General features: G+C 60.7%; 26 protein-coding genes and 1 tRNA gene. 14 read left to right on the top strand and 13 right to left on the bottom strand.

Going from position 1 to position 22657, the window contains the following annotated elements:
• Positions 1–36: 36 nt before the first annotated feature.
• From AEYBE204_RS32790 to queA, 4 genes are all read left to right on the top strand, one after another.
• Positions 37–402, top strand: coding sequence for a hypothetical protein (locus tag AEYBE204_RS32790; protein WP_155908404.1), 366 nt, complete (start codon positions 37–39; stop codon positions 400–402).
• 72 nt (positions 403–474) lie between these two features.
• Positions 475–939 (top strand): peptidylprolyl isomerase, encoded by a 465-nt coding sequence (locus tag AEYBE204_RS32785; RefSeq protein WP_023462810.1) that lies wholly within the window; start codon positions 475–477, stop codon positions 937–939.
• A gap of 131 nt (positions 940–1070) precedes the next feature.
• Complete coding sequence (locus tag AEYBE204_RS0120465) at positions 1071–1478, top strand: STAS/SEC14 domain-containing protein (RefSeq protein WP_023462809.1); 408 nt, start codon at positions 1071–1073, stop codon at positions 1476–1478.
• Between the two features lie 31 nt (positions 1479–1509).
• Positions 1510–2553, top strand: a complete 1044-nt coding sequence (queA, locus tag AEYBE204_RS32780) for a tRNA preQ1(34) S-adenosylmethionine ribosyltransferase-isomerase QueA (RefSeq protein WP_023462808.1) — start codon at positions 1510–1512, stop codon at positions 2551–2553.
• Between the two features lie 104 nt (positions 2554–2657).
• Here the strand turns inward: queA and AEYBE204_RS32775 are convergent, their stop codons facing one another.
• Complete coding sequence (locus AEYBE204_RS32775) at positions 2658–3788, bottom strand: pyridoxal phosphate-dependent aminotransferase (protein ID WP_023462807.1); 1131 nt, start codon at positions 3786–3788, stop codon at positions 2658–2660.
• A 57-nt stretch (positions 3789–3845) separates the two neighbouring features.
• Here AEYBE204_RS32775 and AEYBE204_RS32770 point away from each other — a divergent pair, with 57 nt between their 5' ends.
• Entirely contained in the window at positions 3846–4355 is a 510-nt protein-coding gene (locus AEYBE204_RS32770; RefSeq protein WP_023462806.1) for a GNAT family N-acetyltransferase, read from the top strand.
• Positions 4356–4392: 37 nt separating this feature from the next.
• Entirely contained in the window at positions 4393–5514 is a 1122-nt protein-coding gene (gene tgt / locus AEYBE204_RS32765; protein ID WP_023462805.1) for a tRNA guanosine(34) transglycosylase Tgt, read from the top strand.
• A gap of 15 nt (positions 5515–5529) precedes the next feature.
• Here the strand turns inward: tgt and AEYBE204_RS32760 are convergent, their stop codons facing one another.
• Positions 5530–6234: a hypothetical protein gene (locus tag AEYBE204_RS32760; RefSeq protein ID WP_023462804.1), complete on the bottom strand. Its 705-nt coding sequence runs from the start codon at positions 6232–6234 to the stop codon at positions 5530–5532.
• 148 nt (positions 6235–6382) lie between these two features.
• On the opposite strand from AEYBE204_RS32760, the gene AEYBE204_RS32755 reads away from it, so the two are divergent.
• Positions 6383–6459: transfer RNA gene (locus AEYBE204_RS32755), tRNA-Lys, on the top strand.
• A 219-nt stretch (positions 6460–6678) separates the two neighbouring features.
• On the opposite strand, the gene hspQ is transcribed toward AEYBE204_RS32755, so the two are convergent.
• Positions 6679–7077, bottom strand: coding sequence for a heat shock protein HspQ (gene hspQ / locus AEYBE204_RS0120460; protein ID WP_023462803.1), 399 nt, complete (start codon positions 7075–7077; stop codon positions 6679–6681).
• A gap of 512 nt (positions 7078–7589) precedes the next feature.
• Here hspQ and AEYBE204_RS32750 point away from each other — a divergent pair.
• Entirely contained in the window at positions 7590–8597 is a 1008-nt protein-coding gene (locus AEYBE204_RS32750) for a Ppx/GppA phosphatase family protein (protein WP_023462802.1), read from the top strand.
• 53 nt (positions 8598–8650) lie between these two features.
• On the opposite strand, the gene queE is transcribed toward AEYBE204_RS32750, so the two are convergent.
• The gene (gene queE, locus AEYBE204_RS32745) at positions 8651–9301 is read right to left on the bottom strand and encodes a 7-carboxy-7-deazaguanine synthase (RefSeq protein ID WP_031230897.1); all 651 of its coding nucleotides are present in this window, start codon (positions 9299–9301) and stop codon (positions 8651–8653) included.
• Positions 9298–10032 carry a 7-cyano-7-deazaguanine synthase QueC gene (queC, locus tag AEYBE204_RS32740; RefSeq protein WP_023462800.1) on the bottom strand — a complete coding sequence of 245 codons (735 nt, stop codon included), beginning with the start codon at positions 10030–10032 and terminating at the stop codon, positions 9298–9300. Before queC ends, queE begins: the two co-directional genes overlap by 4 nt.
• 249 nt (positions 10033–10281) lie before the next feature.
• Here queC and AEYBE204_RS32735 point away from each other — a divergent pair, with 249 nt between their 5' ends.
• The 5 genes from AEYBE204_RS32735 to AEYBE204_RS32715 all read left to right on the top strand — a co-directional run bounded on the left by AEYBE204_RS32735 (position 10282) and on the right by AEYBE204_RS32715 (position 12854).
• On the top strand, positions 10282–10731 hold the full coding sequence (locus AEYBE204_RS32735) for a PaaI family thioesterase (protein WP_023462799.1): 450 nt from the start codon (positions 10282–10284) through the stop codon (positions 10729–10731).
• A complete protein-coding gene (locus AEYBE204_RS32730; protein WP_023462798.1) occupies positions 10731–11144 on the top strand; it encodes a PaaI family thioesterase in 414 nt (137 codons plus the stop codon). Before AEYBE204_RS32735 ends, AEYBE204_RS32730 begins: the two co-directional genes overlap by 1 nt.
• Positions 11145–11286: 142 nt before the next feature.
• A complete protein-coding gene (locus tag AEYBE204_RS32725) occupies positions 11287–11649 on the top strand; it encodes a hypothetical protein (protein ID WP_023462797.1) in 363 nt (120 codons plus the stop codon).
• Between the two features lie 77 nt (positions 11650–11726).
• Positions 11727–12152 (top strand): hypothetical protein, encoded by a 426-nt coding sequence (locus tag AEYBE204_RS32720; protein ID WP_023462796.1) that lies wholly within the window; start codon positions 11727–11729, stop codon positions 12150–12152.
• A 57-nt stretch (positions 12153–12209) separates the two neighbouring features.
• Positions 12210–12854: a helix-turn-helix transcriptional regulator gene (locus AEYBE204_RS32715; RefSeq protein WP_023462795.1), complete on the top strand. Its 645-nt coding sequence runs from the start codon at positions 12210–12212 to the stop codon at positions 12852–12854.
• Between the two features lie 144 nt (positions 12855–12998).
• Here AEYBE204_RS32715 and AEYBE204_RS32710 read toward each other — a convergent pair whose 3' ends face one another.
• From AEYBE204_RS32710 to AEYBE204_RS32690, 5 genes are all read right to left on the bottom strand, one after another.
• Complete coding sequence (locus AEYBE204_RS32710) at positions 12999–14123, bottom strand: serine hydrolase (protein ID WP_235068206.1); 1125 nt, start codon at positions 14121–14123, stop codon at positions 12999–13001.
• Between the two features lie 48 nt (positions 14124–14171).
• Positions 14172–14591, bottom strand: a complete 420-nt coding sequence (locus AEYBE204_RS32705) for a RidA family protein (RefSeq protein WP_023462793.1) — start codon at positions 14589–14591, stop codon at positions 14172–14174.
• 80 nt (positions 14592–14671) lie between these two features.
• On the bottom strand, positions 14672–15046 hold the full coding sequence (locus AEYBE204_RS32700; RefSeq protein WP_023462792.1) for a DUF1801 domain-containing protein: 375 nt from the start codon (positions 15044–15046) through the stop codon (positions 14672–14674).
• A gap of 236 nt (positions 15047–15282) precedes the next feature.
• Positions 15283–15876, bottom strand: a complete 594-nt coding sequence (locus AEYBE204_RS32695; RefSeq protein WP_023462791.1) for a TetR/AcrR family transcriptional regulator — start codon at positions 15874–15876, stop codon at positions 15283–15285.
• Positions 15877–15899: 23 nt separating this feature from the next.
• Positions 15900–17888, bottom strand: a complete 1989-nt coding sequence (locus AEYBE204_RS32690; RefSeq protein ID WP_023462790.1) for an OPT family oligopeptide transporter — start codon at positions 17886–17888, stop codon at positions 15900–15902.
• A gap of 348 nt (positions 17889–18236) precedes the next feature.
• Between AEYBE204_RS32690 and AEYBE204_RS32685 the strand changes: the two genes are divergently transcribed.
• Complete coding sequence (locus AEYBE204_RS32685) at positions 18237–21278, top strand: TonB-dependent receptor (protein WP_023462789.1); 3042 nt, start codon at positions 18237–18239, stop codon at positions 21276–21278.
• A 140-nt stretch (positions 21279–21418) separates the two neighbouring features.
• Here AEYBE204_RS32685 and AEYBE204_RS32680 read toward each other — a convergent pair whose 3' ends face one another.
• The 3 genes from AEYBE204_RS32680 to AEYBE204_RS32670 form a co-directional block, all read right to left on the bottom strand.
• Positions 21419–21739: a hypothetical protein gene (locus tag AEYBE204_RS32680; RefSeq protein ID WP_023462788.1), complete on the bottom strand. Its 321-nt coding sequence runs from the start codon at positions 21737–21739 to the stop codon at positions 21419–21421.
• A 235-nt stretch (positions 21740–21974) separates the two neighbouring features.
• Positions 21975–22298: a hypothetical protein gene (locus AEYBE204_RS32675; protein WP_023462787.1), complete on the bottom strand. Its 324-nt coding sequence runs from the start codon at positions 22296–22298 to the stop codon at positions 21975–21977.
• Positions 22295–22636: a hypothetical protein gene (locus AEYBE204_RS32670; protein WP_023462786.1), complete on the bottom strand. Its 342-nt coding sequence runs from the start codon at positions 22634–22636 to the stop codon at positions 22295–22297. The genes AEYBE204_RS32675 and AEYBE204_RS32670 overlap by 4 nt, the downstream gene beginning before the upstream one ends.
• Between the last annotated feature and the right edge of the window lie 21 nt (positions 22637–22657).

The raw sequence follows: 22657 nt of genomic DNA, 5'->3' as shown, positions 1-22657 counted from the left end.
CGGAGTTGGCTAGGTTGCGCGGCAAAGGAGCCCCATATGATCCGCACCACATTATGCCTTATGACCGCGCTGGCTCTGCTGTCCGGCTGCAAACCCGCACCGGTGACACAAGAGGACGAATCCTACGCCACGGGTGCGTCGGTCGCCGCCGTCGATACCTCCGAAGCGCCGCTGGCCACCGCCGCGCCGACGCTCAACCCGACCAGCGCCTCCACCGCCACGTGCCGTGAGGAAAAAGGCGAACTGGAGGCGCAGAAACTGGCCGACCGCTGCCGTCAGGTCAGTCCGGCCACGCACCCGCCCTGCCATATCAACAATGCCTGCCTGATTCAGGGCGAGATAGACCGCGCCTGCGCCATGTATGGCCCGGACGAGAAAAAGCCCTCACAGTGTAATGGCTAAAACTTTCGTTTTGTATTCTTGCCCCGAATACCCTATGTCGGGGAAAATTCTCTATGTCACCAAGGAGACACCATGTCCGAAGATCTGGAAAACACGCTCATCCTGACGCTGGAAAGCGGCGACGTGCGCATCAAGCTGCGTCCTGACCTCGCCCCCAACCATGTCGCGCGGATCAAGGAACTGGTGCGCGAAGGCTTCTATGACGGCATCGTCTTCCACCGCGTCATCCCGGGCTTCATGGCTCAGGGCGGCGACCCGGAAGGCCAGGGCTACGGCGGGTCGGGCAAGAAGATCAAGGCCGAGTTCTCGAAAGAGCCGCATGTGCGCGGCGTCTGTTCGATGGCCCGCTCGCAAAACCCTGACTCGGCCGACAGCCAGTTCTTCATCTGCTTCGCCGATGCGCGCTTCCTCGACGGTCAATATACCGTCTGGGGTGAAGTGACCGAAGGCATGGACCACGTCGACGCCCTGCCGAAGGGTGAGCCGCCGCGCGCGCCGGGCAAGATCGTCAGCTTCAAGGTCGCTGCGGACGCGTAACCCGTTACCTCAGAACGAAAATTGAAAGCCGGTCGGGCGCTTTGCTCGTCCGGCTTTTTTATTTTAAGGCAAAAATTAACCCCCTCCTGACATAATACGTTTCCAAGAAGCCCCGCCAAAGAGCCCGACCTATGCGATCCCGCCTGATCTTCTCCATCGACGAAGAGCAAAAGCGCATCACCGTGCGCTATATCGGCGATATTTCCGGCAACGAGATCGTCACCGAACTGACCAAGCACTTGGAATCCGTCGGCGACGTGTGGCTCTACGACATGACCTTCGACATGCGCCGCTTCGAAGGCTTCGTGCCGTTCGAGGAACTGGCGCGTCTGGCCAAGCACTGGGCAACGATCGCGCAGGGCCGCGATGTGGGCCGCAAGGTCGCCATCGTCAGCAACGATCCGCTGGTTCTGGCACGCGCCAATGCCTACAGCATTGAGTTTCCGACGCGCAGCTTCCGCATTTTTCAGGATATGGCCGACGCCGATCTGTGGCTCGACGGCGAACTGACTGAGAGCGCCGCCAAACTCGTCTCTTGATTTTTGTCGCCTGATCCCGTTTTAGACGCGGATGAAGGTTTCCGATTTCGATTTCCACCTCCCCGAAGACCGCATCGCGCTCCGGCCGATGGCCCCGCGCGAAGCCGCGCGCCTGCTGGAGGTCGCCGACACCCTTAACGATCGTCATGTTGCCGACCTGCCGTCGCTGCTGCGGGCAGGCGATCTGCTGATCCTCAACAATACCAAGGTCTTACCCACGCAACTTAAGGGCACGCGCGATCGCGGCGGCCAGACCGCGAGCTTCGAAGCGACCCTGATCAAGTCGCTCGACGGGCAAAGCTGGCAGGCGTTCCTGAAACCCGGCAAACGCATCCGCGAAGGCGACCGCGTGGCGTTTGGGGATTTGACCGCCGACATCCTCAGCAAGAACGAGGACGGCGTTTACGTCCTGCGTTTCACACAATCGCCGTCCGAGGTCATCAACGGTCTGCATCGGCTGGGCGGCATGCCCCTGCCCCCCTATATCCGCTCCAAACGCGCCGAAGACGCGCAGGATCTGACCGACTACCAGACCGTCTTCGCCCGCGACGAAGGCTCGGTCGCCGCGCCCACGGCGGGCCTGCACTTCACGCCGGAACTGCTGGAGACGATCCGCGCCAAGGGCGTTTTGACCGAGGAAATCACCCTGCACGTCGGCGCGGGCACCTTTCTGCCGGTCAAGGTCGAGGACACAGACGAGCACAAGATGCACGCCGAATTCGGCATCATTACCGCCGACTCCGCCGCGCGCATCAATGCCGTGCGTCAGGCCGGCGGGCGGCTGATCTGCGTCGGCACCACCGCCTTGCGCCTGCTCGAAAGCGCCTGCGACGATCAGGGCGTCATCCACCCGTTCGCGGCGGAGACCTCGATCTTCATTACGCCGGGTGTGCGCGTCAATTCCGCCGACGTGTTGCTGACCAACTTCCACCTGCCGAAATCGACCCTGTTTATGCTGGTCTGCGCCTTTGCGGGGACGGAACGGATGAAGTCGGCCTACGATCACGCCATCGAGACCGGATACCGGTTCTTCTCCTATGGCGACGCGTGCTTGCTGACGAACACGTCAAGATAAGTCCGAAGGGGGCGCAGCCCCCTTCACCCCTTACCTATTCGCGCTAGAATTGTCGATGTTGTGCGCCCGGTTTCGGGGTGCAGGGGTCTGCGACCCCTGCGTCTTTACCCTTTGGCTTTGAACCAAGGAATCATACGCCTCACCGCCTCTTCGATCTCCGGCCTCGAGACGGCAAAACTGAAGCGGATAAAGTGCCGCCCCTCGACCGGATCGAAGTCGATCCCCGGCGCGGTTGCCACGCCCGTTTCGTTCAGCAGATCCTTGCAGAATTGCAGACTGTCACCGGTCAGATGCCCGATATCGGCATAGACGTAAAAGGCTCCGTCCGGCGGTGCGATCGTCGTCAGACCCAGTTCCGGCAAGGCGTCGAGCAGCAAATGCCGGTTCCGGCGATAGGTCTCGACATGGCCTTCCAGTTCGTCCCTACTGTCCAGCGCCACCAGACCGGCATGCTGGCTCAGGGATGGCGCGGTCAGGAACAGATTGCCGACATAGGCCCGCGCAGTATCCAGATGCGCTTCGGCTACCAGCAACCAGCCCAGACGCCAGCCGACCATGCTGAAATATTTGGAGAAACTGCTGACGATCAGGGCGTCGGGTGCATATTCCAGCATCGACCGCGCCGGTTCGCCATAGCTCAAACCATGATAGATTTCGTCCGACACGATGCGGATATTCCGTTCGCGGCAGACCTCGGCGATGGCGCCTAACTCGTCCGCCGCAATGATAGTGCCGGTCGGGTTGGCCGGGCTGGCGATAATCACCCCGTCCGGTTCCGGATCGAGCGCCGCCAGCGCCTTGGCGGTCAGTTGAAAGCGCACCTCCGGCCCGCACGGGATTTCCACCGCCTCCATATGCAGGGCCTTGAGCGTATTGCGATAGGCGACGTAACCTGGCCGCGCCAGAGCTACCCGTGCGCCCGGCGCGAAACTCGACGTCAGGGCCAGCACCAGCGCGGGCGATGCGCCGCAGGTCAGGATGAACCGCTCCGGCGCGACCTCGACGCCGTAACTGTCGCGGTAATATTGCGCCAGACGCGCCTTCAGCGGCGTGCTTTCCCAATAGCCCATACCGTCCGAGTCGAGCACCTCATGCGCGGTGGCGATGGCGGCCCTGGGTGCGCCGGTCGAGGGCTGGCCGAACTCCATATGGATGATCGAGCGCCCCTCAGCTTTCAAGGCGTGGGCCATACGGCTGATTTCGATGGCATAAAAGGGTGCGATATTGGCGGTCATGCGGTGCTTATAGCCTGAACCCTTGTGCTGCGTCAGTAATCCGTTTTAGTTTTCGGCATGATCGAAACCGACCGCCTGATCCTACGCCCACACATACTCGAAGACTATGAGGGCATGACCGCCATGTTCGGCGATCCGGCGTTTTTCCGCCTGTCCGGCATCAGCCCGCAATCGCGCGAGGACGTATGGCACCGCCTGCTGCGCTATCACGGCCACTGGAGCGCCTTCGGCTGGGGCCTGTTTGCCATTATCGACAAGGCGAGTGGCCAGTTCATCGGCGAGACCGGTCTGGCCGATTTTCATCGCGGTCTGGGCGACGCCTTCGATCCCTTTCCCGAAGCCGCCTGGGCCTTGATGCCGTCGGTTCAGGGCCAGGGCTATGCGCTGGAAGCCGTCACGGCGGCGCACGGCTGGTTCGACGCCAACCGACCCCAACGTACCGTCTGCATCATCGATCCGATCAATACGCCGTCGCAAAAGGTCGCCGCTGCACTGGGTTACGCCGCTTTCGGCGATGCGATCTACAAAGGTCATAATGTCACCATGTACGAGCGGTTTGCACGATAGACTTTACCCCGGCGTCCGATATCTGTATGACGCCGCGATGTCCGCATTCCCCTTTGAAATCACTGCCCATGAGGGTCAGGCCCGTACCGGCGTCCTGAAAACCCCTCGCGGCGACATCCCGACCCCCATCTTCATGCCGGTCGGCACCGCCGCCACCGTCAAGGCCCTGACGCTCGACATGGTCCGTCAGAGTCACGCCAAGATCATCCTCGGCAATACCTACCATCTGATGCTGCGCCCGACCGCCGAGCGCGTGAAGCGTCTGGGCGGGCTGCACAAGTTCATGGGCTGGGATGGTCCGATCCTGACCGATTCCGGCGGGTTTCAGGTGATGAGCCTGTCCCAGATTTCCAAGGTCACCGAAGAGGCCGTCACCTTCCAGAGCCATATCGACGGCTCGCGCCACATCCTGTCGCCGGAACGCTCGATGGAGATTCAGGCCGACCTTTTGGGCTCCGACATCGTCATGCAGCTTGACGAATGCGTGTCGTGGCCCGCCGAAGAGGCCCGTGCGCAAAAGGCCCTGCAATTGTCGGCGCGCTGGGGGCAGCGTTCGAAAGCTGCTTTCGGGCAGCGCGACCGTCAGGCCCTGTTCGGCATCCAGCAGGGATCGACGTTTGAAGCCTTGCGCCGGGAATCGACGGATCGTTTGCTCGATATCGGTTTCGACGGTTACGCCATCGGCGGCCTGGCTGTCGGTGAAGGCCACGAAGCCATGTGCGACACGCTCGACTACTGCGCTCCATTGCTGCCGTGGGAGCGTCCACGCTATCTGATGGGGGTCGGCAAACCGATCGACCTGGTCGAAGGCGTGGCGCGCGGCGTCGACATGTTCGACTGCGTCCTGCCGACGCGGTCGGGCCGTCACGGTCAGGTGTGGACCTGGGAAGGCCCGCTCAATATCAAGAACGCCCGCTTCGCCGAGGACGATACGCCGCTCGACGCCACAAGCGATTGTCCGGCCAGCCGCGACTATTCCAAGGCCTATCTGCACCACCTGTTCAAGGCCGAGGAAATCCTCGGTCAGATGCTGCTCTCGTGGCACAACATCGCCTTCTTTCAGGCCCTGATGATCCGGATGCGCGCGGCCATCGCGGCGGGCGAATTCGCCGCCTTCCGCAAAGGGTTCCACGAAACGCATGTGAAAAAGGGCGCTTAAAAAAGCGCCCTTCCCTTACTTCTTCTTTTTGATCACCGGCGGCAGCGGCTTGGGCTCCGGCGTGTCGGGAAGTTCCTCGACAGTGACCCGAATCTGCTTCGGCACGAACCACGACGGCGCCGCCGGCGGTGCACAGTTCTTGTTCATGCCGACACCTTTCAGATAGGCGCGGCGCACATGACCGGCGGCCAGGGCGCGGTCCATATCTTTCTGATGACGTTCGGCACCGGTCATCTTGCGCACCAGACCGCGCATAGGGATGAAATCGGTCGCCGCCGAGCGCACGGCGGTCAGGGTGGCGTCGGACGCCGCCTTGCCACCTTTTTCCTTCATGCTGCGCTCAGGCCCCGGCGCTTCGTCGAAGTCGGCCCCCAGCACGTCGTCCAGCAGCGCGACTTCACCGGCAATCGCCTCACAGCGGTCCATTCCGGCCAGATCATACGTATTCTTCATCGCCTTGATGAGAACCGGCGGAATGGCCTTGCGTTTGAGGTTGAGATCGACGAGCGGCGCGGTAATGGCGTCGCCGAAACCGTCACCGACATCGGACGCGCTCTTGCGGGCCACCTTGCTTATGGATTCGTCGTCGGAGCGACCATCGGCATCGACGGCGCGGGATTCGACGACTTCGAGCTTTTCGGACCGGCCCGCGCAGGCGCTCAGGGGCGCCATCAGACACACCACACCGCCTGCCATCAGCGTCAACCGCCAGAAATTCATTGTCTCAACCCCTCCACTCGGCACCTGTAAGCCATTTATCTACAGAACTACACATAAAACTGAAAGCTTGCGCTTGCGAAAACAAAAAGTCCCCACTATGAAGTCCCCACCGAACGCCACCGCTTGCGGCGTTGTTCGTGAGGTTGATGAGCCCGTAGCTCAGCCGGCTAGAGCATCTGACTTTTAATCAGAGGGTCCTGGGTTCGAGTCCCAGCGGGCTCACCAATTCTTCCAGAATTGGTGAGCTTTTTTTATGCTTATCTGATGCCTAACCATAAAATTCCCATTATGAACCGCAGATGTAAGCGCGCTGAACGCAAACGATTTTCGCGCATAGGAAGACCGCGCACCACGGCAAAATTGCGGCGCGTTTATGAACGCCCACCCACGAATGATTTCGCTTTATGACGAACGACGTTCAATTAGCCAGAATACCCAGACAGGCTAATTGGCAAGTCTGGCCTTGGGCAGGTAGCGCCCGTTCTCGAAGCGGTCGAAGATCAGGCCGGTTTGCGGGTGACGCAGAGGTTCTCCCGTCTCGTCGGCGCATAGATTACCCTCGGACGCATAAGCGACATAACAGCTTTCACCATTTTCGGCCAACAGGTGGTAAAAGGGCTGATCCTTTTGTGGGCGCACGGATTCCGGAATGGCCAGCCACCATTCTTCGGTATTGGAAAATTCCGGATCGACGTCGAAGACCACGCCACGAAAATCGAACAGACGATGCGTGACCAGTTGTCCGATGCCAAATTTGGCGCAGCGATCAAGCGCCTGAGCCCCCCAGTCACCGCCCTCCAGATCGGGTAGCGACTTATGCAATGGATCGGAATGATCGGTCATCTGGCCCCCCGCGATTGGAATCGGTTCGCCCCAATCTGTAGCCCGACTTTTTAGCCCCGCCTCGCCCCTTCTCCCGGCAGTTGTTCGCCGAACCCGCTTTTCATGCACAGCGATATGCCGAAACGAAGTTCGGAGAAGCCAAAAGTGTGAAACGGTTTTCGGCCACAATATCGCGTCGCTTAGAAACGCGCGAAGGTCGCTTTCGAAATTAACACAAAAGCGCTTTGCGTAACGGGGAATGCGATTTAGGGTGATGACAACTTGATGACGCGCTCATTTTGACCGCCTCATCCTCACATCGATATAGCGGGGTACGAGCCATGCGTCAGGCTCCCTCAAAAAAGGGCCCTCCGCCCCGGCGGGGGACCGGCGGGCCATCGGAGTCCCGTACAAGGCCAGATTCCGTAAAACCGGAGTCCCGGAGCACGCGTCCACCGGCGCGCCACGATACGGGCCTCGATCAGGCGCCGCTTTACGCCGCCCTCGACCTTGGGACCAATAATTGCCGCCTGATGATCGCGGCGTGGCACAATGGGCAATTCCGCATCGTTGAAGCCTTTTCGCGCATCGTCCGTCTGGGCGAAGGCCTCAGCCAGAGCGGTCGTTTGAGCGACCGCGCCATCGATCGCGCCCTGGCGGCTTTGAAACTGTGCGCCGAAAAGGTCGGCCGCCGTCAGGTGGTCAAGATACGCGCCGTTGCCACCCAGGCCTGCCGCATCGCCAAGAACGGCCCCGACTTCATTCGTCGTGTCGAACAGGAAACCGGCCTCAAGCTGACCATTATCCCGCCGGAAGAAGAAGCGCGTCTGTCGGTCGTCGGCTGCGCCTCGCTGCTCGAAGGCGACGCCAAGGCGGCCATTGTGATGGATGTCGGTGGCGGCTCGACCGAGATTTCCTGGCTGTCGCTGGAAGCCCCTGCGCCGAAATCGGGCCGCAACGGCGCGCACGGCCTGTCGGCGACGCGCGGCGCGCCCAAGCCGCAACACTGGATTTCGATCCCCAAGGGCGTGGTCAATCTGGCCGAACGCTTCCCGGAACCCGCCACCGGCGACAAGCAGGTATGGTTCGACAGCATGGTCGCCGACGTGCAGGCCGCCATTCAGGATTTCAAAGGCCCCGAATCCCTGCGCCCGCATTTCGACGCACAGGACGCCTATATCGTCGGCACGTCCGGCGCCATTACCTCGCTGGCCGGTATGCATCTGGGGCTGGAACGTTACGACCGCTCCAAGGTCGACGGCCTGTGGATGAGCCACGACCAGTGCCGCGCCGTTATCGACCGCCTGCTCAGTCTGGGGCAATCGGGGCGTGAAGGCGAACCCTGTATCGGCAAGGATCGCGCCGATCTGGTGCTGGCCGGAGCGGCTATTCTTGAGGCCGTGCAGAACCTGTGGCCGTGCGACCGTCTGCGCGTCGCCGACCGCGGCCTGCGCGAAGGCCTGCTGCTGTCGATGGTCAAAAAGAAGACGCGCCGTCGCCGCCGGTCGCGCGGTGGGCGCTCGGCAGCATCGACTAATTAATTATCGCGCATTTGATTCCAAAAACCGCTTCACACTTTTTGGAATGCGCTCGCTTATTTAAGCCCGACCATCTTGTGCGTCTGGACACTCATCCGCCATTGCGGGTGGGTCAGGCAGTAGTCGATGACCTTCTGCGTATGCAGGGCCCGAACCGCCGGGTCCTGATCGAGCGGATCTTTGGCTTGCAGATAGAAGCGCTCGAAGGCCATATCCGTGAACTCCGCCGGATCGACATTGTCCTGCGGCCAGACCAGCTTCAATTCCTGACCCGAGGTTTGGTGAACGCGGTTCTCGCCCTTGGGCGAGATGCACAACCAGTCGATACCCGCCGGTGCGCGCACTGTGCCGTTGGACTCCACCGCGATGAAATAGCCCGCCGCCTTGACCGCGGCAATCAGCGGCGCGTCCAGTTGCAACAGCGGCTCGCCGCCGGTGAAGACCACCGACTTTTCCGTCGTATCGATGCTACCCCATTGCGCATCCAGCGCCGCAACCACGGCGTCGGGCGTAGTGAACTTGCCGCCATTTTCGCCGTCCGTGCCGACGAAATCGGTGTCGCAAAACGTACAGGCCGCGGTGACGCGGTCCTGTTCACGCCCGCTCCACAGGTTGCACCCGGCGAAGCGTGCAAAGACTGCCACGCGGCCTGCCTGACCGCCCTCGCCCTGAAGAGTCAGGAATATTTCTTTGAAACTGTAGGTCATTTGGCGGCGCGCCATTGTTCGAACCCGTTGGCGCGCAGTTCGCACGCCGGACAGGTGCCGCAACCATAGCCCCACACATGGCGCTCACCGCGCTCGCCCATATAGCAGGTGTGGGTCTCCTCCAGCACGACCTCGACCAGAGCGTCGCCGCCCAGATCGTGCGTCATGGCCCAGGTCTCGGCCTTGGTCAGGTACATCAGCGGCGTGTCGATGATATAGGGCCGCTCGATGCCGAGATTAAGCACGCGCTCCATGGCATCGAGCGTATCCTTGCGGCAATCAGGATAGCCGGAAAAATCCGTTTCACACATGCCGCCGACCAGATGGTCGATCCCACGCCGATCGGCCACCGCCGCTGCATAGACGAAGAAGGCCAGATTTCGCCCCGGCACGAAGGAATTGGGCAAACCGCGCTCGCCCATCTTGATTTCCTGATCGCGCGTCAGAGACGATTCCGCCACGCGTCCGAAGCCTTTCAGGTCGACGACATGATCTTCGCCCAGCTTCGTCTGCGCGGGGACGTATTCGCGGCGCATGCGCGCCAGTACCTTGGTCCGCGTCTCCATCTCGATATGGTGGCGTTGCCCGTAATCGAAGCCCACGGTCTCCACGCGGTCGAACTGCGTCAGCGCCCACGCCAGACAGGCCGTCGAATCCTGCCCGCCGGAAAACAGCACCAGGGCCGAACGTTCGGCAGGCACGGCCTCAAGGGAGGATACGGGATCGGACATGGCGCGGAAACTTTCGTCGGCAGGAAGGACTATGACCGGCAGATGGGAGGGCCGGGATCGCTTGTAAAGAAACGGTTTCGTTAAATTTGCAAGGATTTTGTGACGGCTTAGCGTCGGATGGCGTCATCATTCTTTTTGACGAAAGAGTCAATTTGCGTCATGGTGCGGCCAAATCGATCGACGGGCGGGCGTTTAACCAGCAAAAATAATTCCATAAGAACAATATTCTACAGGGCGAAGGCGTATTTAATGTCACACAGGCCGTTCCACGAAAGCTTCAATCTGCTTGTCGACAATATCCCCTACATGAAGGCCATCGGCGCCTATTATGTGGGTTGCACGCCCGAAGGCGTCAGTCTGTGCCTGCCCTACCGCGACGATCTGGTCGGCGATCCTCATACCCGCGTCATTGCAGGCGGCGTCGTCACCGCCGTTCTCGATCACGCCTGCGGCATGTCGGTGTGGGATGCGCTGGATGAGTTCAAACCCATCGCCACGCTCGACCTGCGCATCGACTATATGCGTCCCGCAGTCCCCGATCGCGACCTGATCGTGACGGCCCGATGCTACCGCCTGACCCATACGGTCGGCTTCGTGCGCGGCTTCGCCTATGACGAGCGCATGGACGATCCCGTGGCGGCGGCGCAGTCGGCCTTCATCATCTCGCACCCCAGCCTCAAGGCGCGGGAGATACACTGATGATCGCCGACATGATGATCTCCGGGCCGGAAGACCTGTTCAAAGTCATTCCCTTCGCGCGGTTTCTTGACCTGCGTCTGGAGCTGGCCGGCAATGAGCTGACCACGCATATGCCGTTTTCTCCGCATCTGATCGGCAACCCCATGCTGCCGGCCCTGCACGGCGGATCGCTAGGCGCCTTTCTGGAACTGACCGCCACGGCGCAATTATCGGTCTTCGAGAACTTCGACCACATCCCCAAGCCCGTCGATGTCAATATTCAGTACCTGCGTCCCGGCAAGCCGATCGACACCTATGCGCGGGCGCGAATCAACCGCGTCGGCCGCACCATTGCCAATGTCGAGGTATGGGCCTGGCAGGAGATGAGGGAACAGCCCATCGCCACGCTTCAGGCACATTTCCTGATCGGCTGAATACGCCTTAAGATTGCAAAGGAATAAAAACTTACCAATGGGCGCATTTTCCTGTTGCGCGCCGTAAGATTGCATGCATTCCTATATGCACGTTATGCGTTTTATTTGTAACGTTACATCTTTTGATATTAGGGGACCATTCATGTCTAAAGAAAAGAAGATCAACGTCGCCCGCGCCCTGACCGCGCAACTTCACGCCTCGGAAGAGGCGATCGACACCGCCCTGACCGAAGCGGCGCACCTGATCGAAACCTATGTCACGTCGCGTCGCGCGATCAATATGTCGGCCATCATCGGCGCCGACGTCCATAAACATACTCTGGAAGCGATGATCGCCCTGCGTGATGCGCAGGAGCATATGAGCGCCGCCCACGCGGCGCTACGTCAGGTGCAGACTCAGGTCGGCCTTTCGCCGTCGGCCGTGGTGCCGATCAACGACAAGCCGGAAAAAGACGATAAGGACGGCCCGACCGGCCGTCTCGTCACTCCGGAACAGGCGGCCTAATCCGCCATCGCGCTTGAGCTTTCCCCTTCCTGCCCTTAAAACTGTACCGGTCGGGGTTAGGAAGGGGATTGCAGCACATGTTGGGGACTTTGCTGAGCCAGATATCGCTGGTTCTGGTGCTGACGGGGTGCCTGACGGCGTTGCTTATCGGAGGACCGCGCGAAAGACTGGGGGGCGCGGCCTATCTCACCACCTTCGGCTTGCAGGCCGGACTCTACTATGTGGGCTTGACGGCTCCAGGAATCAACCCAGGGTTAGACGGCGCTCTTTTAATTGCCTTGGTAGCCCTATGCTGGAAATCGCCGCATCCCTGGCCCGTATGGGCGCTTGGTTTTCAACTCATCGCCGTGATGATTCCGATCGTGCGTCTAAGCGATCCGCGCATTCAGGGCTGGGCCTATTACACCGCCATGACCCTTTCGGGGTACGTTGTGCTCTTGGCAATCGTCACTGGCGCTTTTATCGCGCGAAAGCGGCGAAAAGGACTTAAATCCCAAAAATAGGTTGATTTTCCTATTTATCCATTCAATATGCGTCAATATTCCTAAGCCCGTAGCCAAATGCCCCTGTCTCATGCCGACATCTGGAGCGCCATCGATGCGCTGGCGCAAAGGCTCGATACGACGCCTTCGGGTCTGGCGCGTCTGGCCGGGCTCGACCCCACCAGCTTCAACAAATCCAAACGCGTGTCGTTGGCTGAGAACGATGCGGGCGCCGCACGGCCACGCTGGCCTTCGACCGAAAGCCTCGCCAAATTGCTCGACGCAACGTCGCTCAGCTTTTCGGACTTCGCCGCCCTTACCGAAAACCGGCGCATTCAGACCGGTGTGCCTTTGATCGGCTTCGCCCAGGCCGGCAATGACGGTCTGTTCGACGATGCGGGGTTTCCCGTTGGTCAGGGCTGGGACGAAATCGCTTTGCCGGCGGGCGAAAGCGGGCTCTATGCGCTGGAAATCTCAGGCGATTCCATGCTGCCGCTGTATCGCGACGGCGACCGGATCATCGTCGATCCGCACACCCAGAACCTGAGGCGCGGCGATCGGGTGGTGGTGCGCACCACCGACGATGAGGTCATGGCCAAGGAACTGGTGCGTCAGACGGCGTTGCAGGTGGAACTGCGCTCGATCAACCCCAGCTTTGCCAATCGGGTGCTGGAACGGGCGCAGGTAGCGTGGATCGCGCGGATCGTCTGGGCCAGCCAATAGCAAGGATCGTTATGGGGTTTGGGGCCTGCGGCCCCAAGTCTTGCCTATCAAATAGAAAATCCCGTCAATCCATTGACGGGATTTTCTATTTGAAAAGATAATGCTTTGTGGGGTCTGAGACCCCAAACCCCATAACGATCCGTGCTAAGGCTGAACCGGCGTGAATCCGTACTCCCAATCGTAGGGTACACCTGTATCGCCAAGGACGAATTTGACCAACCTCGGAAACGCCTTTTCCGCGCGCACGTCGTTCGACAGAATAACCACGCAACGCTTTGATTTATCGACACAAACCCATGTGTTGCCGGTCGTATCGTTATGGCCGCCCTTGTAAAAGCCGCGGCCTTGCGGTCCCTCGAAAACGATCACCCCCAGACCGGCAGCCAGATCCTTACGCCGCTGATCAATTGGCAGTTCGGCCTGCAATGAATTGAACTGCGACTTCGTGGTGATCGGCAATTGCGGGCGGACCAGCTCGGCGCGGCCCGCGGGACTCAGACCGTCGCCCCGCACATAGGCCGCCGCGAAGGCTGCGAAATCGGTGATGGTAGTGTCCATAGATCCCGCCGCCCGCACCTTGGAACGCTCGTCATGCGGTTCGACCTTGCCCTCAGCATCCCAGCCGTCGGCAAGATTGGTGGCGAAATCGCTGCGCCAGATCAGACTGGTGCGTTTCATGCCCAGCTTCATGAACACAGCGTTCGCGGCCTGGCCCACATCGATACCGAGCCCTGTCTCCATCACGAATTGCAGAGTAATCAGCCCGTCGCCGGAATAGGCGTAGCGCGTTCCCGGATCGAAGTGGAATTTCAGCTTCCCGTCAGGCTCCAGAAAACCGAAATTCGAGAACCCCGAACCGTGATTGAGCAGGATGCGCGGCGTCAACTTGCGCCAGCGCGCGTCCAGCCCCGACCAGTCGGCGTAGCGGTTGATGATGTCGGGCGTATGGTAGCTGGTCAGCGGTTGCGGCAGATAGTCGGCGATGGACGCATCAAGCGCCATCGTCTTCTTTTCGACCTGCTGCATGACAAGGTAACCAAAGACGGACTTGGTCAGCGAAGCCCCGTACATGACCGTATCGACGGTGAGCGGGTCGCCCTTGACGTTGCGCACCCCATAGGCCTGAACATAGTCGACCTTGCCGTCGTCGATGACCGCAATAGCCAGCCCCTTGGCCCCGGTGGTGGCCATCGCCTGACGCACCTCGGCATCGATCGCCGCCGGAGCGGGCAAGCCCTGCGCCACGACCATCATCGGCAAAAGGGTCATGACCCCACTGATAAACCACGCGCGCATATTACCCCTGCTCTATTCCGATTATCCGCCGTGCGGCACGAACGCCTGAAATTCCAATTCGACCTCGGCGCCGTAGGCCAGATCGCTCACCCCGAAGGCCGTGCGCACCGGCAGGCGCGTCGGATGAAAATAGGGCTTGTAGATACGATTGAAGGCGCTCCAGTGCGTCATGTCCTTGAGCATGACCGTCGTCTTGAAGACGTGTTCAAGCCCCAGTCCGTAGCGCTTCAGGATCGCCTGCGAATTGCTCATGATCTGGCGCACCTGCGGCTCGAATCCATCAACCAGACGCCCTTGCCCGTCCAGCCCGATCATGGCCGACAGGTACATCACGCCGCCGACCTGCACCGCTTCCGAAAACGGCGAGCGCGGATGCGGATGCATATAATAGGTCGCGCCATCGGCGTGGACGGGTTTTACAGGGATGTCAGACAGGCTCATTTCAGGCACTCCAATCTTGTCCAGTCGATTTGATCACGCCCGATACCATTTGCAAAGCGGCTTGACGCATTTTTGAAGGCTTAGAGCCGCGTCAGCCATTGGCGCAAAATGGCCGTCAAGACGGCTTCACCGGCTTTCAGTGTCTCCAGGCTGTCGAAACTGATCATCGCCCGGTCCGCCGCCAGCCATTTCAGCAGACCCTGCGGATCGTCGATGGGCGCAAAGCCGCTGTGGTCCTTCGCCTTGACGCCCGTATGCAGGATCAGGCCGATTCCGCGTTTGGCGCGCAAATGCAGCGTCGCGAAATCCTTGCCGTCATAGACGAAGCTGGGTGCGTTCCATTTGACGATCTCGACGACCTGCGGATCGAGCGCCCGCACGACCCCGCACAATGCCTCGATCAGAGGTTTTTCAGGATGTTTGAGCCCGTCCATATAGCTATCCGGCGTCGTCATGTGGGTCCCTCCGGGCATTTACCATAAAAGACGCCCCGGCCTTTGCAAGCCGGGGCGCTAATTAAATGAAAAACCTAATAAAAACCGGCCCGTCCAATAGGATGACGGCAAAAGCACCGGAAGTCGGTGGCCGGAAGTTCCCCCGTTTTGCCCCCCAATGTGCGCCGCACAATATGCCCGGTTTGATACGACTTGCAAGCGTAAAATTTTCTCAAAACGCTTGCTTTTGAGAAATGTCAGGCCTCGTCCAGATAACCGTACAAAATGGCGCGGCAGATACGACGGTACTGCCCCGACAACTGATCCAGAGGCAGGGCCGGATAGACCTGATTGACGCCGCGCGCGGCGTCGGCCAGCATCTGGGCCAGTTCGGCGGCACCGTAGTCGCGCTTGAGGCTGAGCTGTCCCGCCGCCGCCAGCATCTCGATCAACCCGGCCAGACGCGCCTGAAAATCAACAGCCAGCTGGATCATGATCCCGGTACACAGACGAAACACCGTCCCCTTGATTTCCAGAGCGTGCGGCGATGGCTGGATCAACCGCCAGGTATCACCATAGCGTACGTCCAGCACCGCCGACAGGATATCCAGAACACTGGCGCCGTCGTCGCGCAGATATTGCCCTGTATTCATGGCCCGCGCGATCAGATCGACATTGTGCTGCCGGAACATCGCCTGAAACGCCTCCTCCTTGTTGGAAAAGTAGTTGTACAGCGAGCGCCGCGTAAATCCGCACACCTCGGCCAGGGTTACCATCGACAGGTTCTGGTAGCCGTGCTCAAGAAACGCCGTCTGGACGCGATCGAGCAAGGCGGCACTGGGGGTCATCATCGTTCAGGCCGTCTTTTGGACCGTCATATTTTCTGGGCCGACCGGCGGCACCAGCCATAGAGCCCCGCAACCCCGACAACAGCCAGAACCAGCGCAATCAGCATCTGCGGTTCTTCGCCCAGCGGCGTGGGAATGGCCAGAGGCGCGCCGTTGCCGCTGAGGACGATGATCGCCGCCAGAGCCACATTGAACAGGCTTTCGCCGACGATGAAGCCGGACGCGATCAACACGCCCAGTCGACCGGCGGCTTCGCCCCACGGCTTGCCGCGGTTCAGGCGCTCGAATATCCAGCCGGCAAAGGCACCGAGCACGACCGGCGCGGTCACCGCCGACGGCAGATAGATGGCCAGACCGACGCCCAGCGGCGGCAGGCTCAGGCGTTCTTTCGATGCCTTGCGAATGACGATGTCGATAATGACCAGCGCCGCGCCGATCAGGGCGCCGACACCCAGCAAACCCCAGTCGAGATCGCCGCCGATCACGCCTTTCGACAGGGTCGAAATCAGCGTCGCCTGAGGCGCGGCCAGCGGGTCGGACGCGATGGCATTGGCGTGCGGCGCACCGGCAAAACCATAGGCGCGGTTGAGCAGATCGAGGACCGGCGGGATGACCACGGACCCGGCCAGCACGCCGATCACCAGCGCGACCTGCTGCTTCCACGGTGTCGCACCCACCAGTTGTCCGGTCTTGAGATCCTGAAGATTGTCGTTGCCGACCACCGCAACGGCCAGCACCACCGTCGTGACGAACAGGGCGAAGGCCACCAGCGCCTGACCGGCGTCGGGGCCGATGACGTTGTGGCCGATGACACCGACCAGCAGCGACGCCCCCAGAACGGTCAGGATGGCAATGCCCGACACGGGCGAGTTCGACGAGCCGATCAGGCCTGCCATGTAACCGCAGACGGCGGCGGCCAGAAGCCCGGCCAGCGCGATATAGATGACGCCCGCAACGGCCAGCGGCAGGGCCAGCGACGCCAGCACACCGGTTCCGGCGAAATGCGCCAGCAACCAGCCCGCCGGGACGAGCGAAATAAGCACGACAAGACCGACGATGGCGACCGGGATGTCCTGCTCTTCACGCGGCAGACCCTCACCGCCGCTTTTAGCAGCGCGCGACGCCTCCAGGGCCGACATCAGCCCGCCCCACACCGGCACGATCAGTTTGGACAGGGTCCAGATCGCCGCCGCACCGATGGCGCCCGCGCCGAGAAAACGGACTTTGGTGCTCCATACCTTGCCCGCGTGTTCGGCCAGCGACGCACCGTCGACCGCCGGAATAAGATTGGTCAGGATCGGCACCGCCGCCCCCCACGCGATGATCAGCCCGACCAGCATGGCAACGCCGACTGTGATCCCCATCAGGTGTCCGGCGCCGATCAGGGCCAGAGAACTGGCACCCGCGATACCCGTTGCGCCGGTGCCGACCTTGAAAAAGGCCGCGATTTCCCCGGCCAGCGCCTTGGCGGCGGCCAGAGCCGCATAGACCGCCGAGGCTATACTCCCCAGAATGACGGCCCACAGACCGGCCTTGCCTTCATTGGCCCCTTCGCGTGACGACGTGCCGACCTTGAGCACCTCGGCGGCGGCGACGCCTTCCGGGTATGGCAGGGTCGATTGCGAGACCAGAGCCCGGCGTAGCGGAATGGTGTACATGACCCCCAGAATGCCGCCGATGGCGCAAGCGGCAAAGGTCGGGAAGAACGGTACGCCCGACCACCAGCCGATCATCAGCAATCCCGGCAGGACGAAGATGACCGAGGCCAGCGTCCCCGCCGCCGAGGCAATGGTCTGGACGATATTGTTTTCCTGAATGGTTGCCGTCTTGAACGCGCGCAACAGCGCCATCGAAATGACCGCCGCCGGGATCGAGGTGGCGAAGGTCAGCCCGACTTTCAATCCCAGATAGACCTGCGCGGCCGTGAAGACCAGCGTGATGACGATACCGAGGATCACACCGCGAACGGTGATCTCGGATTGGGGGCCAGAATAGGCGGAACGGGACGGGCTCATCGGAACTCCGGAAACGATTGTCCCCGCATCTTGCCCAAGCCACGCCGCGTGACAACCGAATTATTCCGTAATTCGCAGAAAGTTACAGATCACGATCAATCGCCGAAATGCAACACTTGTCGGCTTTGATCGTCACATCCGACGTGAGCGAAACTTTTTCGCTTTAATCATAACATAAATTGACCTAGCCTATGACGATCCGGACACAATTCACAACGAATGGCCGGACGGATTCGGCAGTCATACGCCGGACCTTAAGGGGAATAAGCAATATCGATCACCCGCAAGATCGAAGCGTAAAACAGGATCACCACCCCGCAAGTGGGTGCATTAAAGAGGAAAATCGGGATGACCCCCTATATCACGTCCGTGCGCAAGGATCGCCTCCTGCGCTCGTCGGCGCTTGTCGCCGCCCTGCTGTTCGTTGCCGCGCCCGCCTTCGCGCAGGAAGCCGCCCCGGCGGAAGATATCGAAACCGTCGTCGTCAAAGGCTTTCGCGGCTCGCTGAAGAGCGCGCTGAACGTCAAGAAGACCAGCGCCGCCACCGTCGACTCGATTCTGGCCGAAGATATCGGCAAGTTCCCCGACTCCAACCTCGCCGAATCGATGCAGCGCATCCCCGGCGTCACCCTGTCGCGCGGCGACGGCGGCGAAGGTCGCAACATCTCGGTGCGCGGTCTGGGTGCCCAATATACGCGCGTCCGCCTGAACGGTATGGAAGGCGCGGCGCAATCGGGCTCGGCGGATATCTATGGTGCCGGCAATAACGGCCGCAGCTTCGACTTCAACGTCTTCCCGTCGGAAATCTTCTCGTCGCTGGCCGCCCGCAAGACGGCGTCTGCCGATGTCGAGGAAGGCTCTCTGGGTGCCACCGTCGACCTGCGCGCGCCGAAACCCTTCGACTACCGTCAGGATCAGGTGTTCAGCTTCTCGGCCAAGGGCGTCTATAACGAACTGGCCGAAAAGACCGATCCGCGCCTGACCCTGCTGGCTTCCAAAAAGTTCGGCGACGGCAAGTTCGGTGTTCTCGGCACCCTGACCTATCAGAAGAAGCATGTCCGCGAAGTCGGCTATTCCGCGGTGGATATTCTGTCGTCGAACACTAACGGCTACAGCGCCATCGTGCGCGATGCCAATGGCAACCCGGTCGTCGTCAACGGTGTCACCCAGCGTGAAATCGAACCCTTCTGTACGCCCATCGGCTGGACGTCACCGACCGGTGGCAAGACCGTCAGCCCCGATCCGGCGGAAAGCGCCGCCAAGGGGGCGACGGCAACCAACTGTTCGACCAACAACCCGCGCACCGGCACCATCGCCGCCTATAATACCATCTACAATCTGCGCCGTGCCGACGCCCTGACCACGCCGGGGTCGGGTGCTTTCTTCCCGCGCATACCGCGCTACGTCAATTCGGAACAGGACACCGAACGTCTGGGCGGCAGCCTGACCTTCCAGTGGAAGCCGGACGCCAATACCGACGTCTCGCTCGATGTTCTCTATTCGAAGTACGACGTCGAACGCCGCGACAACTATATCGCCGGCCTGTCTCTGGCGCGCAACATCGGCAATAACGGTCAGCCGATGGTCTCGGTCAAGGACGTGCAGTTCAAGGCGAACGGCTCGCTGCTTTATGGTCTCTTCGACGGCATGGACGTGCGTTCCGAAGGTCTGGTCGACGTCTTCACTTCGGAATTCACCCAGGTCAATCTGAACGCCCGCCACCGCTTCAGCGACCGCTTCGAGGTTACCGGCTTCCTCGGCAAGTCGTCCTCGACCTGGGACGGTCCGATGCGCCTGCAAACCTTCATCGACGCCATCGATGTCGATAACTTCTCGATCGACTATCGTGGCGGCGACACCACGCCGGTGATCAATTTCGGCTTCGATGTATCGAACCCGGCCAACTTTGCCTACGCGCCGACGGCGGCCGACGGCACGGTTCTGGGCGGCTTCTCGGTTCAGGGCAAGCCGCAATGGAACAAGACCGATATAGAAACGGTCAATCTCGACGGCAAGTACGACCTGACCTCTGAGATCACCGTCAAATTCGGTGTGCAGTACCGCAAGAACGACTTCAACAGCCACACCCTCAGCCTGATCCCGTCCCAGGTCGCCGTCACCGCCCTGCCGACCGGTGTGACGCTCGCCAGCATCACCAAGCAGATCACCGGTCTCAACGACCTGTGGGGCCACGGTGCGCCATCGAGCTGGGTAGCTATCGATTCGGCCAAGTGGCGCGAAGCCTTCAAGTTCGACTCGTTCCAGTATTGCGGCATCGAGTGCGGCGCCGGCAAGTCGCAGATCACCGAAACGGTCAAGAGCACCTATATCATGGCCGAGTTCAACTACGACAACCTGCTGCCGATCCCGGTGCGCGGCGATATCGGCGTGCGTTCGGTACAAACGCAACAGTTCGCCGTCGGCTATATCCCGGTCACCGCCCCGGCGGGATCGCAATATCCGACGCGCGGCCTGCGTAACGAGGTCGAGCGCGAGTATCACGACTGGCTGCCCTCGGCCAACGTGGTCTTCGAACTGAACCCCGACCTTCTGGCGCGCTTCTCGGCCGCCAAGGTCATGTCACGTCCTGAACTGGGCAACCTGATCCCCTCCAGCGGCGTGACCTTCACCACCCGCACGGGAACGATCAACAACCCGTATCTCGATCCGATCCGCGCCACGACCTTCGACGCTGGTCTGGAGTGGTACTTCCGCCCGGGCTCGCTGGTCTCGGTGGCCTATTTCTACAAGGACATCAAGACCTTCGTCCAACGCATCAACCAGCAACTGCCGTATAACCAGCTCGGCCTGCCGCTGGAACTGCTGGTCAACAACGCCAGCAACGCGTCGGCCACCGACCTGTTCAACGTGGCGCGCTTCGTCAATACGCCGGGCGGTCCGTTGAAGGGTATCGAACTTAACGTTCAGGCCGATCTCGACTTCCTGCCGGGCTTCTGGGGCAATTTCGGCGTGCTGGCCAACTACACGCACATCACGTCCGAGATCAATTACATCCTGACCACCTCGGTGACCGGGACGCCCCTGACCTCGACAACCAACGACCTGACCAACCTGTCGCGCGATTCGGCGTCGGGTACGCTCTACTGGGAAAACGACAAGTTCAGCTTCCGCACCACGGCCTCTTATCGCGGCAAATATATCCGCGGCATTCCGGCCTCGGCGGGCAGCGATCTGCAAGGCAACGGTGAAACGACCTTCGTCGACGCTTCGGCCTCGTACCAGATCACGGACAAGCTGAAGTTCTCGGTCGAAGCCCAGAACCTGACCGATGAGCAGAACCAGCTCTATATCGACTCCAACCGTCAGGACACTTTGTTCGAGACGCGTATCGGTCGCACGGTCACGGTCGGTCTGACCTATAAGTACTAGGCTTAACGGGCCTGTGTTCACGCACCGGCCACCTATTGATCCGGAACCTGTCCCTCGCCCTAAAAGCGGGGGACATTTTTGTTATGGGGCCTTTGCCTTTGGGGCATAGCTGTGGCGGCCGTAGTCGTCGTCCTGCGTGATCAGCTTTTCGACAGATCTTTCAGCTCGGCCTGAAGCGCGGCCTGAGCCCCCTCTTCGCGCAGCTTGCCGTCCTCGAAGATCTTACCGATAATATGGCGGTAATCCTTGTACTGTCTAAGTTCGTAGGCCGCGGCCATCTTCTCGGCCCACGAGGTGTCGTCGCGACCCAGTTGCTGCATGATGGCGTAGAAGCGCTGATAGCGTTCATGGCGGTTGCGCTCGGCCACAGCCTCGGCATGCCAGACGGCGGCCCAGGCGATGACGATCAGCGGCAGCACCAGAAGCCCCCACGCAATCATGTCCTGCACCGTTACCAGCATTTGCGCCTCACCTTTATCTATGGCGGGCAACATAGGCCGGTTGGGATGCCTTGCCTATACGCTTCGCCCCTCAGGTGTGTGTAGTTTAAGAATTGGCCACGGATAAGGCACGGATGCCGCGCTATGCGCGGCGAACACGGATGTTCAGAGCAACACCAAAGTTCAGAACTGAAAAGAATATCCGTGCAGATGTCTGCATTGCAGACATCATCCGTGTTCATCCGTGGCTAAATATTCACGGCGCGCCAAAAACGCGGGTGCAGATCATCAGATACTGATCGAGACTGAGGCCAGTCTTCATTTTTTCCCTCAACCTGCCATCCCATTCGCTGAGCGACACCGTCAGGGCCTCACCGGTTTTGCCGGTCGCCTGAGCGTGGGCCGCGCGCGCCTTGGTTTGCAAACCGACCAGCCGGTCGCGCGTGGCCGCATCGGCCTGATCGATCAGCCCGCGCGTGAAGACATTGTAGCAAGTCCCGCTTTTATCGATCATTTCATCGGTTTTTGCGTTCGGTTGAGTTGCCGCGAGCGCCACGACCAGAATGAGGGCCGCACTCATGATGCCGGTCCCGTCAGGAACAGGCCGTCGCACAGCGTGCGCAGTTCATCGGCGGTCATACCCGCCTGTTTGAGGTTTTCATCCAGCCCCTTCGCGGCGACGGTCATGTCGGTATAGGCTGGAATTTCGCGCTTGCCGCTGTTGACCTTGTAAAATTCCCACGCCGCCGTATAGCCCTTACCGGACTTTTCCGAGCGCGGCGTGCCGGGCTTTTCCTTGATATCGCGCATATAGATCGCGCCGCAAAACGGCGCGTAGGATACCTTCTCGACTTGAGTCGGCGCGGCGGCAGCCGTGAAAGGCATCGTCAGAACGACCGCGAATAGGGCTGTACGCATGAAAAACGCCTCCGGTTGCTA

This window comes from Asticcacaulis sp. YBE204 (assembly GCF_000495855.1).
Taxonomy (GTDB): domain Bacteria; phylum Pseudomonadota; class Alphaproteobacteria; order Caulobacterales; family Caulobacteraceae; genus Asticcacaulis.
The sequence above is the reverse complement of the archived record's forward strand: the minus strand, read 5'-3'. Positions and strand labels throughout refer to the sequence as shown.

Bases quoted from the DNA above. Each gene is read 5' to 3' on its own strand.
- AEYBE204_RS32720 (WP_023462796.1), top strand. From the start codon at position 11,727: ATGTTGGGGACTTTGCTGAGCCAGATATCGCTGGTTCTGGTGCTGACG.
- AEYBE204_RS32705 (WP_023462793.1), bottom strand. From the start codon at position 14,591: ATGAGCCTGTCTGACATCCCTGTAAAACCCGTCCACGCCGATGGCGCG.
- AEYBE204_RS32750 (WP_023462802.1), top strand. From the start codon at position 7,590: ATGATCGCGGCGTGGCACAATGGGCAATTCCGCATCGTTGAAGCCTTT.
- queE (WP_031230897.1), bottom strand. From the start codon at position 9,301: ATGACCTACAGTTTCAAAGAAATATTCCTGACTCTTCAGGGCGAGGGC.
- AEYBE204_RS32670 (WP_023462786.1), bottom strand. From the start codon at position 22,636: ATGCGTACAGCCCTATTCGCGGTCGTTCTGACGATGCCTTTCACGGCT.
- AEYBE204_RS32770 (WP_023462806.1), top strand. From the start codon at position 3,846: ATGATCGAAACCGACCGCCTGATCCTACGCCCACACATACTCGAAGAC.
- AEYBE204_RS32675 (WP_023462787.1), bottom strand. From the start codon at position 22,298: ATGAGTGCGGCCCTCATTCTGGTCGTGGCGCTCGCGGCAACTCAACCG.
- AEYBE204_RS32685 (WP_023462789.1), top strand. From the start codon at position 18,237: ATGACCCCCTATATCACGTCCGTGCGCAAGGATCGCCTCCTGCGCTCG.
- queC (WP_023462800.1), bottom strand. From the start codon at position 10,032: ATGTCCGATCCCGTATCCTCCCTTGAGGCCGTGCCTGCCGAACGTTCG.
- AEYBE204_RS32775 (WP_023462807.1), bottom strand. From the start codon at position 3,788: ATGACCGCCAATATCGCACCCTTTTATGCCATCGAAATCAGCCGTATG.
- AEYBE204_RS32785 (WP_023462810.1), top strand. From the start codon at position 475: ATGTCCGAAGATCTGGAAAACACGCTCATCCTGACGCTGGAAAGCGGC.
- tgt (WP_023462805.1), top strand. From the start codon at position 4,393: ATGTCCGCATTCCCCTTTGAAATCACTGCCCATGAGGGTCAGGCCCGT.
- AEYBE204_RS32730 (WP_023462798.1), top strand. From the start codon at position 10,731: ATGATCGCCGACATGATGATCTCCGGGCCGGAAGACCTGTTCAAAGTC.
- AEYBE204_RS32790 (WP_155908404.1), top strand. From the start codon at position 37: ATGATCCGCACCACATTATGCCTTATGACCGCGCTGGCTCTGCTGTCC.
- AEYBE204_RS32735 (WP_023462799.1), top strand. From the start codon at position 10,282: ATGTCACACAGGCCGTTCCACGAAAGCTTCAATCTGCTTGTCGACAAT.
- AEYBE204_RS32710 (WP_235068206.1), bottom strand. From the start codon at position 14,123: ATGACCCTTTTGCCGATGATGGTCGTGGCGCAGGGCTTGCCCGCTCCG.
- AEYBE204_RS0120465 (WP_023462809.1), top strand. From the start codon at position 1,071: ATGCGATCCCGCCTGATCTTCTCCATCGACGAAGAGCAAAAGCGCATC.
- AEYBE204_RS32760 (WP_023462804.1), bottom strand. From the start codon at position 6,234: ATGAATTTCTGGCGGTTGACGCTGATGGCAGGCGGTGTGGTGTGTCTG.
- queA (WP_023462808.1), top strand. From the start codon at position 1,510: ATGAAGGTTTCCGATTTCGATTTCCACCTCCCCGAAGACCGCATCGCG.
- AEYBE204_RS32700 (WP_023462792.1), bottom strand. From the start codon at position 15,046: ATGACGACGCCGGATAGCTATATGGACGGGCTCAAACATCCTGAAAAA.
- AEYBE204_RS32690 (WP_023462790.1), bottom strand. From the start codon at position 17,888: ATGAGCCCGTCCCGTTCCGCCTATTCTGGCCCCCAATCCGAGATCACC.
- AEYBE204_RS32680 (WP_023462788.1), bottom strand. From the start codon at position 21,739: ATGCTGGTAACGGTGCAGGACATGATTGCGTGGGGGCTTCTGGTGCTG.
- hspQ (WP_023462803.1), bottom strand. From the start codon at position 7,077: ATGACCGATCATTCCGATCCATTGCATAAGTCGCTACCCGATCTGGAG.
- AEYBE204_RS32715 (WP_023462795.1), top strand. From the start codon at position 12,210: ATGCCCCTGTCTCATGCCGACATCTGGAGCGCCATCGATGCGCTGGCG.
- AEYBE204_RS32695 (WP_023462791.1), bottom strand. From the start codon at position 15,876: ATGATGACCCCCAGTGCCGCCTTGCTCGATCGCGTCCAGACGGCGTTT.
- AEYBE204_RS32725 (WP_023462797.1), top strand. From the start codon at position 11,287: ATGTCTAAAGAAAAGAAGATCAACGTCGCCCGCGCCCTGACCGCGCAA.